The organism is Arthrobacter sp. TJ-236 (assembly GCF_058269235.1).
Genome location: NZ_JBZCNI010000001.1, coordinates 783,242 through 798,177, shown reverse-complemented (window position 1 = coordinate 798,177; position 14,936 = coordinate 783,242). Strand labels below are relative to the sequence as shown.

General features: G+C 71.9%; 12 protein-coding genes. 7 read left to right on the top strand and 5 right to left on the bottom strand.

Features of this window, described 5'->3' with window-relative positions; genetic code table 11:
* Nucleotides 1-28 precede the first annotated feature (28 nt).
* Nucleotides 29-1,021: an exonuclease domain-containing protein gene (locus AC4D16_RS03700; RefSeq protein WP_490948888.1), complete on the top strand. Its 993-nt coding sequence runs from the start codon at nt 29-31 to the stop codon at nt 1,019-1,021.
* A gap of 96 nt (nt 1,022-1,117) precedes the next feature.
* Here AC4D16_RS03700 and AC4D16_RS03695 read toward each other — a convergent pair whose 3' ends face one another.
* Together AC4D16_RS03695 and AC4D16_RS03690 are read right to left on the bottom strand one after the other, a co-directional pair.
* Complete coding sequence (locus tag AC4D16_RS03695) at nt 1,118-2,032, bottom strand: SDR family NAD(P)-dependent oxidoreductase (RefSeq protein ID WP_490953991.1); 915 nt, start codon at nt 2,030-2,032, stop codon at nt 1,118-1,120.
* A 74-nt stretch (nt 2,033-2,106) separates the two neighbouring features.
* Nucleotides 2,107-3,204 carry an ADP-ribosylglycohydrolase family protein gene (locus AC4D16_RS03690; RefSeq protein ID WP_490953990.1) on the bottom strand — a complete coding sequence of 366 codons (1,098 nt, stop codon included), beginning with the start codon at nt 3,202-3,204 and terminating at the stop codon, nt 2,107-2,109.
* A gap of 166 nt (nt 3,205-3,370) precedes the next feature.
* On the opposite strand from AC4D16_RS03690, the gene AC4D16_RS03685 reads away from it, so the two are divergent.
* From AC4D16_RS03685 to AC4D16_RS03670, 4 genes are all read left to right on the top strand, one after another.
* Nucleotides 3,371-4,501, top strand: a complete 1,131-nt coding sequence (locus AC4D16_RS03685; protein WP_490953989.1) for an MIP/aquaporin family protein — start codon at nt 3,371-3,373, stop codon at nt 4,499-4,501.
* Between the two features lie 210 nt (nt 4,502-4,711).
* Nucleotides 4,712-5,875 (top strand): exonuclease SbcCD subunit D, encoded by a 1,164-nt coding sequence (locus tag AC4D16_RS03680; protein WP_490948892.1) that lies wholly within the window; start codon nt 4,712-4,714, stop codon nt 5,873-5,875.
* Nucleotides 5,876-5,882: 7 nt separating this feature from the next.
* A complete protein-coding gene (locus tag AC4D16_RS03675; RefSeq protein WP_490953988.1) occupies nt 5,883-8,936 on the top strand; it encodes an AAA family ATPase in 3,054 nt (1,017 codons plus the stop codon).
* Between the two features lie 202 nt (nt 8,937-9,138).
* Entirely contained in the window at nt 9,139-10,443 is a 1,305-nt protein-coding gene (locus AC4D16_RS03670; protein ID WP_490953987.1) for an MFS transporter, read from the top strand.
* 4 nt (nt 10,444-10,447) lie between these two features.
* Here AC4D16_RS03670 and AC4D16_RS03665 read toward each other — a convergent pair whose 3' ends face one another.
* On the bottom strand, nt 10,448-11,242 hold the full coding sequence (locus AC4D16_RS03665; RefSeq protein WP_490953986.1) for an alpha/beta fold hydrolase: 795 nt from the start codon (nt 11,240-11,242) through the stop codon (nt 10,448-10,450).
* A 255-nt stretch (nt 11,243-11,497) separates the two neighbouring features.
* Here AC4D16_RS03665 and AC4D16_RS03660 point away from each other — a divergent pair, with 255 nt between their 5' ends.
* Nucleotides 11,498-12,325: a hypothetical protein gene (locus tag AC4D16_RS03660; protein WP_490953985.1), complete on the top strand. Its 828-nt coding sequence runs from the start codon at nt 11,498-11,500 to the stop codon at nt 12,323-12,325.
* Nucleotides 12,326-12,356: 31 nt separating this feature from the next.
* On the opposite strand, the gene AC4D16_RS03655 is transcribed toward AC4D16_RS03660, so the two are convergent.
* Entirely contained in the window at nt 12,357-13,274 is a 918-nt protein-coding gene (locus AC4D16_RS03655; protein ID WP_490953984.1) for an oxidoreductase, read from the bottom strand.
* 164 nt (nt 13,275-13,438) lie between these two features.
* Between AC4D16_RS03655 and AC4D16_RS03650 the strand changes: the two genes are divergently transcribed.
* Entirely contained in the window at nt 13,439-14,242 is an 804-nt protein-coding gene (locus AC4D16_RS03650; protein ID WP_490953983.1) for a transglutaminase-like domain-containing protein, read from the top strand.
* 55 nt (nt 14,243-14,297) lie between these two features.
* On the opposite strand, the gene AC4D16_RS03645 is transcribed toward AC4D16_RS03650, so the two are convergent.
* On the bottom strand, nt 14,298-14,861 hold the full coding sequence (locus tag AC4D16_RS03645) for a MarR family winged helix-turn-helix transcriptional regulator (protein WP_490953982.1): 564 nt from the start codon (nt 14,859-14,861) through the stop codon (nt 14,298-14,300).
* Nucleotides 14,862-14,936 lie beyond the last annotated feature (75 nt).

Below are 14,936 nucleotides of genomic sequence, written 5' to 3'. Positions count from 1 at the left end.
GGGGGAGAGCGGCGGTAAACTCATGGACGTGGGAATCGCGTTCACGGCCATCGACTTCGAGACGGCCAACGGCTTCCGCGGGTCTCCCTGTGCGGTAGGTCTCACGAAGGTGCGCAACGGCCGCGTGGTCGAGGAGGCCTCGTGGTTGATGCGCCCACCCGCCGGGCACGACCACTTCGATGCACGCAACATCGCCATCCACGGCATCACCTCGGGCATGGTGGCGGACGAGCCCCGCTTCGGGGAGCTCTTCCCCGAGATCGGGGGCTTCATCGGCTCCGACGTGATCGTGGCCCACAACGCGGCGTTCGACCTCGGTGTGATCCGGTCCGCCCTCGAGGTGTCCGCGCTCGCCGGCCCCGCCTGGGAGTACGCCTGCACCGTCATGCTGTCGCGGAAGAGCTACTTGCTGCCGTCCTACTCCCTGCCCTTCGTGGCCGAGGCCGCCGGCGTGCCGCTCGTCAACCATCACGACGCCGTGGAGGACGCCCGGGCGTGCGCGGGCATCATGATCGACATCGCCCGGCGGAACGAGGCCGTGACCGTCGAGGAGGTGCTCGGCCGCCACGACCTCGCACTCTCCCGCGCGGAGCCGTACGCCCCCGGCGTCGACGACTTCTCCAAGGCCACGCGCAACGCCCTGCAGCAGCGGACGACGCCGGCGGGGTGGGGCGGCTGGCCGGAGGAGGGCGCCAACCCGCACGCCAACGCGCAGGCGGACCCACGGCATCCGCTGTACGGGCAGACCGTGGTGTTCACGGGCAACCTGGGGATCTCGCGGCCGCTCGCGAAGGAACGGGCGGCGAGGCTCGGGGCCCAGCCGGCGAGCGCCGTCACGCGCCGCACCACGGTACTCGTGGTCGGCGACGGGTTTGTCGCCTCGGACCTGCGGAACGGGCGCGTGACCGGCAAGGCGCGGCGTGTCCTGGAACTGCACGAGCGCGGGCAGTCCATCGAGGTGCTCTCCGAGGCGGAGTTCCTGCAGATGACGGGCGGGCGCTGGCCCGTCGGGAGCCAGTAGCCACACCTGTGCGGGAGCAGTTCCGCAGCGGAGCAGGAGCGGCAGGAGCAGTTCAGGCGCTGAAGAGGCGGATGACCGGCTTGGCCGATATACCCGTCAGAGGCGCAGGTCGATGCCCGTCAATCCTGCGGAGAGATCGATCAGGCGCGACGCGGCGTTGCTCTCCCGGGCACGCGGCTCGGCATTTACCAGGGCCGGCTGCCCTGCGAGCTGGAACCATCCGTCCGGTCCGCAGTACGCGCCGTTCGGGATGTCGCGGTCGACCGCCGCGCGCACGAGCGGCCAGGCGCCCGCGTCCTTCCCCTGCGCCACGTGCCGCATGATGCTCCTCCGCCACGGCGCGGCCTCGCTGTGCGCGTCGACGCCCGGCCGCTCGGGGGTGAACATCCGGAGCGCGAAGCCGGGGTGGGCCACGACGCTCGTGGCCGGGCTCAGCGTGAGATCGAGCCGCCGCGCGAGCTCGAACCCGAAGGCCATGACGGCGAGCTTCGACGTCGCGTAGGCGCGCGCATTGCGGTACCCGGCGGGCTGGAGGCTCGAGGGCGTCAACCGGGCCCACCGGTGGCTGATGCTCCCGAGGTGCACGATCCGCGCGCCCGCCGTGGAGAGCGCGGGCAGCAGGAGTGCGATCAGCGCGTAATGCCCCAGGTGGTTCGTCCCGAACTGCAGCTCGAACCCGTCCGCCGTCGTTCGACGTGCCGGGGACCCGACCACGCCGGCGTTGGCGAGAAGAGCGGTCAGCGGTGGACCCGCGGCCACGGCCTCCGCCGCCGCTCGCACGGACGTCAGGTCCGCGAGATCCAGGGGCTGGAAGGCGACGTCGGCATCCGGGTACCTCCCACGGATGGCGGCGATGGCACGCATCGCCTTGTCCTCGCTCCGCGAGGCCATGACGACGGCGGCCCCTGCCGCGGCGAGCTGCTCGCAGGCGAAGTAGCCGAGACCGGCGTTGCCGCCGGTGACCATCACCCTGTGCTGCGAGAGATCGGGGAGCGCCTCCGAGTTCCACATGGCATCAGCGTAGACGGTCGTTCTCCCCGTCGGATGTCCGCCGACGCGGGCGCGACCGGGCGCCGCGTCGCGGGTCAGCTGCCCGTGGTCGCGGCGATCAACGACTGCGCCACGGTGCGCACGACGCCGGTGAGACCCTCCGCGGAGAGGTACGCGGGAGGGAGGGCGGCCGTGCCGTGCAGCGCCCCGATGATCCCACCGGCCAGCGACGCTGCAACGCCACCGGCGGCGTCGGGCCGACCCGCGTCCGCCGCGTGCGCGAGGGCGGCGTCGAGGTGGTCCCGGGGGGACACGGCATGCGCCGTCTCCGCCACGGCCTGGAGTGCGGCGTCGAGGGTCGCGTCCGCCGTGGTGCTGCCCGGGGCGCCCACGGCCATGCTCCCGCTCGCGGTGCGGGGTGCGTCCTCGTGCGTGGCCCCGACCAGCGCCGGGTCCTCGCCGCCTGCTCCGGCGGCGACACCGTTCGGGTGCCCTGCGCGCTGCGGGCGGGCGTCGCCGTCGTGCGCCGCTGCGGCGAGGCGCTGTTCGACGCCACGGTCAGCCTCGAGGGCCGCCAGGAGGTCGCGATGCTCGACGACGAGGGAACGGATGAGGCTGCTGTAGCGCGCGGCCGCCCCCTTGGCGGCGGCCGAACCGTGCGTCAGCGCCGCGGCGTCGAACGTGAGCCGCTCCACCATCGAGTCGGGGATGCGCGGTACCAGGCCGAACGGTGCCGAGCGCATCAGCGCTCCGGGGCCGGTCGCGAGCGGGTTCAGCGGCCGGGCTCGGGTTCCCATCTCGCCCGTCAGGAGGGCCCGGACCGTGTCCTCGTCCGGTCGGTCCACCACCAGGAGGTCCTCCTGCCGGTCCAGCCACCGGCCGGGCTGCACCGGCAGATTGCTTGGCAGGTGCTCGCCCTGTCGCGTCAGCCACCGCAGGTACGCGAGCCACACGCAGGCGATCTCGTCCGCCGCGATGCCGTCGTTGGCCCACTCCAAAGCCTCCGTCAGGGCGTCGACGGTGGAGAGCGTGAGCTGCGTGGCGTCGGTGACGACGGCGGAGGCCGGGTCCGTGAACGCGGCGCGCGGATCATCGCCGGCGGAGTGGAGGACACCGAAGGCGTCACCCGCGGCGGTGCCCAGCAGGCAGCCGAGGACGCGGTCTTCATAGGACGGGGAGGGGGTGATTGTCACGCGTCCAGTCTAGGGAGGCACAGGGATCCGTACGCGCGGCCTGAGCGGGCGCGTGCGCACGGCGCCCAGCTACCGTGCAGACTACGATGGAACGCTTGTCGGCGGCCCTCACGGACGCCACACTGCCGGGCCAGATCTCCCGACGCCAACCGAAGGACTCCTCACCATGACCGACCACCCGTCGTCGTCCGCGCCACCGCGCCCCTCCGCCCCTCGGGAGCAGGCCGCCCGGGCCGCTGCCGAGCAGTATCCTGCCGCCTCGAACTCCTCACCCCACCGCAGTGGGGTCGCGGCCCGGTCCCTCGCGGAGGGCGTCGGGTCCTTCCTCGTGATCGTGGCCGGTCTCGGAGCCACCATCACCGCGTCCGACACGGCGCTGGAACCCACGCTCGTCTTCGGGCTCGCCGTCGTCGCCGCGATGATCGCGTTCGGTCACGTCTCGGGTGGACACTTCAACCCGGCGATCACGCTGGGGTCCCTCGTGGCCGGTCGCACGTCGGCCAAGGACGCGGGCCTCTACGTCCTCGCGCAGCTCCTCGGTGCGGTGGCCGCCTCAGGACTCGTTTGGCTCGTGTTGAGCGCGAACCCGCAGCTCACCGACATCCGCGTGTTCTTCAGCACCGCGTCCAACGGGTTCGCGGAGCACTCGCCGATCCAGTTCCCGCTCGCCAGCGCCTTCCTCCTCGAGGTGGTCGCGACGGCGCTCCTCGTCGCGGTGTTCCTCGGCGCCGGGTCAGCCCGCGCCCGGCGCGACCTCGCGCCCTTCGCCGTCGGGCTGGCCTACGCCGGTCTCCTCACCTTCCTGCTTCCCGTCACGAACGGCGGCCTCAACCCGGCGCGCTCGACGGCGTCCGCGGTGTTCGCCGAGCCGTGGGCGATCGAGCAGCTGTGGCTCTTCTGGGCAGCGCCCGTGGTCGGCGCGCTCGTCGCCGGGCTCGCCTACCGTTCCGTCGGTTCGCCCCATGCCGGTTCGCCCGATGCCGGGACGTCCGACGGCGCGATGCGCGACGGCGCGACGACCGGCGCACCGGGAGCCCTCGCGACCGATGCTGCGCCCGGGCCGACGCCTGCTAGCACGGGCGTGTCGATCATGGACACGGACGCCGGGCGCCTGTCTGCCGGGCCCGGTCCTGCCGCCTACCCGTGGCCCGCGGCACCGGCCGATCGGGTGGACGAGCAGCAGGCGGGACGTGCTGTCGACGGATCCGCAGCCTCGCCCCGTCCCGGCCTCTCGGATGATCGTGGCGACGATGCCGCGGCCTTCTTCGACGATGCCCCGGAGGATCCCCGCCGCTGACCGGGTGGGCTGCCGTCTCCTGCCCGTGCTCCCTGTCCGGGTCCTCCATCCGGTCCCTCGGCCGGCGGGTCGCCGGACCGACCCGTGCGGGTGCCGGGATGCCCTGCGGGGCGCCTCGATGGTGGACTGGAAGGGCCCGCCGAGGTCTTGAACGGGGCTCGCCGCGAGCTCGGGCGTCGAATGTCGGAGAGCAGCGGTAGCGTGAAAATCATGAAGATCCTGCACACGTCCGACTGGCACCTGGGCCGTTCCTTCCACGGCACAGGCACCCTCGACGCCCAGCGGATCTTCATCGACAACCTCGAGAAGACGGTGCGGGAGGAGGGCGTGCGGCTCGTCCTCGTCGCGGGTGACGTCTACGATCGGGCGCTACCCGCCGTGGACGTCGTCGCTCTCTTCGACGACGCGCTGGAGCGGCTCACGGTCGCCGGTGCCCAGGTGGTCGTGACAAGCGGCAACCACGACTCGGCCACGAGGCTCGGTTTCGGTGGGCGCATCCTCGCGCGGGGCGGGGTCCACCTGCGCACGCGCCTCGAGGACATCGGCACACCCGTCATCGAGCCGCTGGGTGAGGACACCCATCTCGCGGTCTACGGCATCCCCTACCTCGAGCCGCGCGTCGTGGCCGGAGCGCTCGAGGCGGAAGCGGGGACGCACACCGCGGTCACGCGAGCCGCGCTCGCCAGGGTGCGCGAGGACATCGCCCGCCGGAGCACGGAGGGTCGGGTCGTCTCGATCGTCATGGCCCACACGTTCGCCGCCGGGGGCGCGAGCACGGACAGCGAGCGCGATCTCGCCATCGGGGGCCTCGGATCGGTGCCGCTCGGCCTCTTCGACGGCTTCGACTACAGCGCACTCGGGCACCTGCACGGCAAGCAGAAACTGTCCGAGACGGTGCGGTACTCCGGGTCGCCCCTCGCGTACTCGTTCTCGGAGGCACGGCAGAACAAGGGCGCCTGGCTGCTCGACGTCACCGCGGACGGCATCGGTGAGATCCTGAGCGTCGACTGGCCCGCGCCCCGTGAGCTGGCGGTGATCAGCGGAGCGCTGGAGGACCTCCTGGCGCGCGAGGACCTCGCCTGGGCGGAATCCGCGTACTGCCATGTCACGCTCACGGATGCGGAGCGGCCGGCACGAGCCATGGAGCGGTTGCGCACGCGTTTCCCCGATACCCTCGTCCTCGCGTTCGCGCCCGAAGGCGGCGCGCGCGAGGACCAGCGCACCTACAGTCAGCGCATCGCCGAAGCACGCGATGATGCCGAGATCTGCTGCGGATTCCTCGATCACGTCAGGGGGCGCACCACCTCCGAGGAGGAGGAGACCGTCATCCGGTCCGCGGTCGACGCCGTCCTGAGCCTCGCGCACGAGAGGTAGAAGCGGCATGCGACTCCACCGTCTCGAGATCCAGGCGTTCGGTCCCTTCGCGGACAGGCAGAGCGTCGATTTCGACGTGCTCTCGAGTCAGGGACTCTTCCTCCTCAACGGCCCCACGGGAGCGGGCAAGTCCAGCGTGCTCGACGCCGTCTGCTTCGCCCTCTACGGTTCGGTGCCGGGTGCCAGGCACGCCGCCAAGAGGCTCCGCAGCGACCATGCCGCGGATGGGGTCGCGCCGGAGGTCTCCCTGGAGTTCTCGGCGGGGGGCCGCCGCTACCGCGTGGTGCGCTCGCCCTCCTGGGAGCGGCCCGCGAAGCGCGGCGGCGGAACGACGAGTGAGCAGGCACGGACCCTCCTGAGCGAGTACGTAGCGGGCGAGTGGGTGCGGAAATCGGCTCGGAACGACGAGGCGGGGTTGGAACTGCAGACCCTGCTGGGGATGGACAAGGATCAGTTCACGAAGGTCGTCATGCTGCCGCAGGGCGAGTTCGCCGCCTTCCTCCGTGCCGACGCGAAGCCACGCCGGGAGCTCCTGCAGCGCCTGTTCTCGACGGCGCGCTTCGAGGACCTCGAGAGCCACCTCACCGAGCAGGGTCACCGTGCGGCGCGGGAGGTGTCGGAGCACGAGGAACGCCAGCGCAACCTCCTGCTCAGGGCCGTCGAGGAGGCGGAGCGCCATGACGTCGCGGCCCTCGAGCTCGGCGTGGACCCGGAGACGGTGAGCGATCGTGCCGGGGCGGTGCAGACGCTCACCGAGGCGCTGGCGGAACGGCGGGAGGCCGCGGAGGCACAGAGTACTGATCTGGCCGAGCGGAGCGCGCTCGCCGACGGCGCCCTGAGCGCGCTCCGGCGACGACGCGAGCGCCGGGATGCCCTGCAGCGCCTGCAGCGCCAGCGCGCCGAGCACGAGGCACTCGGGAACGATGTCGGGCCGGCCACGGAGCTCCTCCGGCGTCACGACGAGGCGCTCGGCCTGTCCTCACTGCTCCACCTGGAGGACGAGGCGCGGGCTACCGCCGACGAGGCTACCGGGTCCCACCGGCTCGCCGTCGCTCGTCTCGGGCAGAATGCCGTGGTGTCCGCCTTCATGGGGGGCGACGCGCAAGCACCGACCGAGCAGTCGGGCTCCGTGCTCACGACCGCGTGCGCGGCAGCCACCGCGGCGCTCACCATGCTGCGCGCTGCTCTCCCGGACGAGGAGCGGCTCCTCGCCCTCCGCTCCGAACTCTCCACGGCCGACGCACGGCTCGTGCAGATCGCCGACCGGACGATCGAGATCGACGTCGAGCTCGAGCGGCTTAGGACCGCCCGGACTGCCGCCACTCGTGACCTCGCCGCCGCCCGCGTGGCGGCCGAGGGGATCGAACACCTGCGCGCCGAACTCACGGCCGCGGAGGCGGCGGAAGCCCTCGTCGTGCAGTACGAGGACGCCCGACGGCGGCTCGACACGACGGAGGACACGCACCGTGACGCTGCGGCACGGTTCCTCGAGCTGAAGGAGCACTGGCTCGCGCTGCTGCAGCGGCGGCTCGAGGAAGCGGCCGTCGAACTCGCCGATCGGCTCCAGCCGGGCCAGCCCTGCGCGGTGTGCGGCAGCATCGACCACCCCCGGCCCGCCTCCTCAGGAGGAACCGGACGCATCACGCTCGATGAGGAACAGTCCGCACGGGACGTCCAGGCCGCCGCCGAGGAGGCACTGCACGAGGTGCGTGACCTGCGGGACGCGACGCGCCTCGAGGTCGCAGATCTCGGAGCCCGGGGCGGCGCCGTCGGCAGGCAGGAGGCCGCCGCGCGGACGCGCACCGCCAGGGGAGCGGTGGACGGCGCGCACGCCGCGGAAGTGCGTGTCCGATCGCTGGACCGGCAGATCGAGCAGATGGTGCGGGAGGAGGACGCCTCCTTGGCTATCCGGGAGGCCCTGCGCGACGAACAGTCCACCGTGGCGTCCCGTCGTGTCTCCTGGCTCGAGCAGGAGGCCTCACTCGTGGACCGCCTCGCAGAGCTGCAGCGGGACGCGCCGTCCCTCTCGGCACGGCTGGAGGCGGTGGAGTCCGCCGCCGCCGATCTCGATGCTGCCCGCAGCGCGCTGGACGCACTCCTCGGGGCCCAGGACGCCCTGACGCGCAGTCGGCACCGATTGCAGAGCGCACTGAAGGACACGGCGTTCGCCACCGGGGACGCGGCGCGGGGCGCGCTGCTCCCCGAGACCGAGCGGATCCACCTGACCACCCTCGTCAAGGACCATGAAGCGCAGGGCCACCGGCTCGAGGCCGCGTGGTCGGAGGCCGTGGTCCAGGAGAGCCTGCGGGAGGAGCAAAGCGGCGTTCCTGCCCCCACGGATGACGACGAGGCCCGGGCACGCACCGAGGCGGAATCACTGCGGGCGCGGGCGCACACGGCGGGTATCGGCGCGGAGGTCCTCGCCCAGTCGGTGACGCAGCTCAGGACGTACGCGCGGCGGCTGGCGGACCTGGAGGCCGTGACCGGACCGCTGCGCTCGCGCGCCCGGATGATCACGGGCCTGGCCGAGACGGCGCGCGGGGGAGGGGAGAACCTGTACAAGATGCCGCTGGCCACCTACGTCCTCGCCTCCCGGCTCGAACAGGTCGCGGCTGCTGCCACGGAGAGACTGCTGCAGATGTCGGACGGTCGGTACGCGCTGGTGCACAGCGATGCCACGTCGGGGAACAGGCGGTCGGGGCTCGGGCTGAACGTGATCGACGGGTGGACGGGCAACCGCCGTGACACGGCGACGCTGTCCGGAGGGGAGTCCTTCATGGCCTCCCTCGCCCTCGCGCTCGGCCTCGCCGATGTGGTGCAGCAGGAATCGGGCGGCCTCGACATCGAGACGCTCTTCGTCGACGAGGGGTTCGGGTCGCTCGACGACCAGGCGCTCGAACAGGTCATGGACGCACTCGAAGGGTTGAGGAGCGGCGGGCGCGTGGTGGGCCTCGTCAGTCACGTCCCGGAACTGAAGCAGCGCGTCGGTGCCCAGCTGCAGGTCGTGAAGGGTCGGCAGGGCTCGACACTGCACTTCGTGGAGCAGCCCGTCAGCGTGTAAAATCGGCGTGTTGACGGGTTGGGCGCATCGGGAGGGGGGACGATGCGCGATCCAAGCACCCGGAAAGCACATGCGATCTTCCTCTTCCCCGGCGGCAACGTCACACAGTCCCGACGCGGTCACCTCGAGTTCGACCGCCCAGCCGACGTCGGCCCCTCACGCCAGACTCGGTAGCAGCGCCAAGAGCAGCGCCGCCAGCCGCATGGACACGAGCTCCGAGAGACGATCGCGTCTCGGCAGGTTCGGCGTCCTCCCGCGGCTCGCAGGGCGCTCCTTCCTCGTCATCGGCCTCTTCGCACGGCTACCGTTGGCGATGCTCACGGTCGGAGCCCTGACCCTCGTGACCACCCAGAGCTCGTCCTACGCCGCGGGAGGCTTCGCGGCCGGCGCCGTCGGCGTCGGCTCCGCGCTCGGTGCGCCGCTGCTCGGCTTCCTCGCCGACAGGCGCGGCCAGCGGATCGTCCTCCTCGTCTCCGCGGTGCTGAACACGGCGGTCACGCTCGCGCTCCTCGCCGCCGCGCTCCTCGTCGACGACTTCAGCGGCAGCGCCCTCGCCGTCGTGCTGGTCGCCTCCTTCGCCGTCGGTTTCACCTGCCCGCAGATCGGGCCGCTCGCACGTGTTCGCTGGATGGCGATGACGCAGCGCGGGCCGAGGTCGGATCTCGACACCGCACTCTCGTACGAGGGCACGGCGGACGAGCTCACGTTCGTGCTCGGCCCCGCGCTGGTCGGCCTTCTCGCCAGCCTCATCGCGCCGTGGCTGCCCCTCGCCCTGGCCGCCGCCCTGACCATCACCCTCGTGACGGCGTTCGCCGTCCACCGCACCGTGGCCGAGAGCGACGCCGCGTCGCAGCGGGCGAGGACGCCGTCGCCGGCGGAGAACGTCCCCGCCGGTTCACCCGATACCCATACCGCGGACGGTGAGGACGCGTCGTCGGACGGGCCGTCGAGCACCACCGCACTCGTGCTGCTCCCCGTCCTCGGGATGATCGCGATCGGGACGTTCTTCGGCTCCACCCAGACCTTCCTCACCGCTTTCGCGGGTGCGTTCGGCGCCGCCGAGACGTCCGGGCTCCTGTATGCCGTGATGGGCCTCAGCTCGGCTGCCGCAGCGTTGTCCGTCGCCTACTGGTCGCCGCGCTTCGCGCATGCGGGCAGGTGGACGGCGTCGGCCGCGGGTATGGTACTGGCCGCCACAGCACTCGCCCTCCCGGCGACCATCGTGTCGATGTTGCTGGTGCTGTTCGTCCTCGGTGTCTTCGTGGGCCCCACCATGGTCACGATCTTCTCGATCGGCGCGGACGTCGCTCCCGCTCATCGTCTCGGGACGGTCATGACCCTGCTCGCGAGCGGGATCGTCACGGGTACGGCGATCGGCTCCGCCGTCGCCGGGACACTGGCGGAATCGGCGGCTGCCGGCGCCGCAGCGGTGGTGCCGGCGGCGGCATCAGTGGTGCTGCTGGTGCTCGGCATCGTGTCCGCGGCGGTCCTCCGCCGTCGTCCGTAGCCGCTCAGCCCAGGAACGTGACCGCGGCGTCCTTGAAGCTGCGCGCCGTGATCGTGCTCGCGTGGTTGCGGCCCGGGATCCTCAGAACGTCCGCGCCGGACCACCGCGCAAGATCGTCGATGCCTCCCGCGTAGTCGTCGTCGTCGCCCGCGACCAGCAGGACGGGCATGCGGGGTACGGCCGCCTCCGGGTCGAAGGGTTCCGTCCCGACGGCGGAGGCCATGGCGAGCAGGGACGGCAGGTCGTTGTCCGGAACCGCGCGCGCCATGCGGAGAAGATCCGCGGTCGTCGGGTCGGAGGGTGGCGGGCCGCCGGCGATGGAGCGCTCGGCGCCCTCGAGATCGAAGGTGGCGAGCGGGTCGGCGGTGCCCGGTCCGCCGAGGACCATGCGACGGACCAGTTCCGGCTGGGTGGCGCCGAACTCCCAGGCGAGGCGCGCTCCCAGCGAGTACCCCACCAGATCCACGCCCGAGCGCGGATGATCCGTGTGGAGGGGGACCACCCGCTCGTCGAACAGGGCCTGCAGGATGTCGGCGCGCATCCGGCTGGGCGTGTATGCCCCTGCATCCCCAGGAGCGGCACTGTCCCCGTGCGCCGGAAGATCGATCATGATCACCGAACGCCCGGCCTCGTTCAGGACCCGGACCCAGCCCGTGTCCATCCAGTTCCTCCGCGACGACGAACCGAAGCCGTGCAGCAGGAGCACCGGAGGTAGCTCGAGCGGAGCGGCCGCGTCGCTGCGGGTGATGGTGAGCCGGGGGTCGATGCCCTCGACGTCGGTCACTGCGTGATGATCCATGCTCACACTGTAGGTGAGCGCCCGGGTCACCACGGGCGCGCCCTCGTGTTCCGGGGACCTTGCGCCCTGCCGAACCGTCGGCGGTGTGGGACGCCGAGGTGCCCGGCCGGGCTGGGCCGGCTTGGTCGGGTCCGCCGGACTCCACCTGACTCCACCTGGCGCACGGCACGCGGCCGCCGCGCCGACCGGCACGGCACCGCCCGGCTCGTAGCGCCCTAGACTGGCCGCACCGGGCACGGCTGAGGGAGGGACGCCATGGACAGGGTCATCAGCGCGACCACGAGTACGACGGCGGGGAGCCGTGGTGCAGTGCGTTCCCGGCGGACCGCCCTCATCCGTCCGCGGCTTGCCGTGGTCGCCCTCGCGGCGTCCCTGCTCCTGACAGGTTGCACCGGCGGCGGGCAGCCCGAGGCGGACAGTACGCCGACGGCCTCCGGTGCTCCGGCGGCGACGCCCACCGCTGAGGCACCGACCGTGCCCGTCCGTGAAGCGCGCGAGGGGTGGAAGGTGTTCTCGGACCCCTCGCGGCAGCTGAGCTTCGAGCTGCCCGAGGCCTGGGTGGTCCAGCCCCTGCAGCCCGAGCCAGGCGTGTACGCACCCGACTCGCTCCACTACGCCGTCCGGACTCCCGAGGGTGCCACCGTTGCGGAGGTCCACTCGGGCATCCTCACGCAGGAGGAGCCCTGCCCGGACGCGCAGCGTGCCGAGTACTTCGTGATCGGGAGCGAGCCGCTCGCGCTGACGGAGGTCCCTCCGGCATCGACCGACATCGAGCCGCGCTTCGTGGTCCGCCTCATCACGGGCTTCCGGTTCTTCGGTGCCTACGGCGTCACGGACCAGGTGGGCGGCGCCGACGGACTGGCGTGCTCACTGACGAACACGGTCGACGGCGGTGGGACGCTGGGGCGCGTGAGCTTCGGGGATCTGGAGGTGCTCGCACCCAAGGCACCCGCGAACACGGGGCCGCAGACGGTGTCGTTCGGCACCATCGGCGAGGCCGAGGCCTACTACGAGACCCCGGAGTTCACGACCATCCGCGAGATGATCAGCTCGCTCCAGCTGGCGACCGCTCCGGCGCAGTGACAGGGGAGCGGCCGCGTCGATCCGGGTGGGTTCAGCCTGCGGGTCGCAGCGCCGAGTAGTCGACGCCGGTGAGCTCCATGCTCCGGTTCCAGAGCCTCACGGCGACGTCGCGGTCGAGCACGCGCGGGACCGGAGCCACGAGCCGTGGAGCGCCGCGGGTCTCGCCGGGGCCGGAGGGTCCGTAGTAGTCACCGCCCTGGACATCGGGCATGGTCGCCGCGTAGAGGGTGGGCAGCGCGCCGGCGGCGTCCGACTGGGCCATGACGCTGACGAAGCCGCTCAGGAGGTCCAGGACCGGGGTCTTCATGCCCGCTGTGAGGTTCGTCTTCGCGAGGCCGGGATGGGCGGCCGTCGAGATGACATCCCATCCGGCGGCGCGGACGCGGCGGTCGAGCTCGACCATGAAGTACAGGTTCGCGATCTTGCTCTGCCCATAGGCAGCCCAGCGCCGGTACCGCCGTTCGGACTGCAGGTCTCCGAAGTCGATGCGTCCGCGCTTGTGGGCGAGGCTGGAGAGCGTGACCACGCGCGCCGAGCCGGCTGCGTGGAGCAGCGGGAGGAGCAGGCCGGTCAGGGCGAAGTGCCCGAGGTGGTTGGTGCCGAACTGGAGCTCGAACCCGTCCGCCGTCGAGGCCTTCGGGGTGGCCATGACGCCGGCGTTGTTGACCAGGATGTCCACCGGATCCGACAGCCCGGCCGCGAAGGACCGCACCGACGTGAGGCTCGCGAGGTCCAGCAGGCGCAGCTCGGCGGAGTCGTCGCCCACGAGCGACCGGACGCGCCGCTCGGCATCCCGCCCCCGCTGTTCGTCACGGCACGCCAGTACCACCCTGGCTCCCTTGCGTGCCAGGGCGACCGCCGTCTGCAGGCCCAGCCCGCTGTTGGCGCCGGTGACGACGGCGTGCTTTCCCGTCAGGTCGCCGATCATGTCCGCTGTGAAGTCGCTCACGAGATACCTTTCCTGCTGCTGCGCCGCCGGATGAGCGGCGCCCGGTGTTGTCCGATCCCCAGCATAGAGTTGGAACGACCTCGCTCATCCACGCCTGCTCGGTCTGCGGAGGAGCGGAACGGACGCGTCGATCAGGGGCGCCGACCATCAGGAGCGCCGATCACATGCAACGCACCGTCACCGCCGACCTCACGGGCACCACGATCGCCGGCACCCGCTCGGTCCTCGCTGTCGCGGTCGCGCGGCCCGAGGACTACGACGACGTCGACGAGCGCCTGACCGTCCTCGTGGACGGTCGCGAGACCGCGCCGCGCGAGCACCGCGACGCGAACGGCGCCCGGCTGCACATCGTGGACACACCGCGGGCCGCGGAACTCCGGGTGCACTACCGCGCCGTGGTCACGGGGACCGCCGATCAGCCACCGACGGACGACGTCGATCTCGTGACGTACGTGCGCCCCAGCCGCTACTGCGAATCCGACGTCGTGCTGCCGACGGCCTACGCCCTGTTCCCGGGTGTCCAGGGGCTCGAGCTCATCCAGCAGGTCAGGGACTGGGTGGCCGACGAGCTCTCCTACGTGCCGGGGTCCTCCCGCTTCACCGACGGCGCGGTGGACACGCTGCTCTCCCGTCGGGGGGTGTGCCGCGACTACGCGCACCTCGTCATCGCGCTGCTGCGCGCTCGGGACGTCCCGGCGCGGCTCGCGTCCGTCTACGCGCCGGGTCTCGATCCGATGGACTTCCACGCCGTCGTCGAGGCGTGGGTCGACGGCTCGTGGCACCTCGTCGATGCGACGGGGCTCGCACCCCGGGCCTCGATGCTGCGCATCGCCACCGGCCGGGACGCGACGGATACGGCCTTCCTCTCGACGGTGGGAGGATCACTGCAGCTCTCCTCACTGACCGTCACGGCGACGGTGGATCACCTGCCGATGGATCGGACGGGCGAACCGGTGACTATGCGTTGACGCATCGGTGACCATGCGCGGACGATGCGCTGAGTCGTCGTCTGTCGGGGCCGCGCTAGCCGAGGTGCGCGTTGATCTTGTCGGTCAGCGCCTTCAGCTGCTCCATCTCGGCGGCGTCGAGCACGGGCGCCAGCACCTCCTGGATGCGGACTACGTGCGTGGCGCCGATACGCCGCTGGAGAGCACGCCCCTCATCGGTCAGCGCGAGCTCGACGCCACGGTGGTCACCCTCTGCGGGTCGCCTCCGCACGAGGTTCTTCGCCTCGAGCCGGTCCACCATCCGACTGAGGCTCGGCTGGCTGATCAGCAGGTGGTGATTGAGTTCGTTGAGGCGCGTCCACCCCGTGGGGCACCGTGTCAGGTTGAAGAGGACGTCGTACTCGCCGATGGCCAGCTCGCGGAACACGGGATCCTGGCGGATCCGGCGCATGACGCCCACCTGCGCACGGAACAGGGACTCCCACGTCTCCGAGGCCTGCCGCACCCCGGCCCTTCCGGTTGCCGCGGCACCACCCGCCGATTGCGTGGGAGAGGAATCCGTCGGTGCGTGGCCCGCGGTCGCGGGGGCCGCGTGCGGAGCCTCGCGCGGTGCGGGATGCACTGTCTGGTGCTCCGTCATGACGACCGTCCACCTTCCGTCGTCGCAGGTCGATACTTTTGCATCTAGTCTACGCCGATTGTCCGCCCGTCGGTG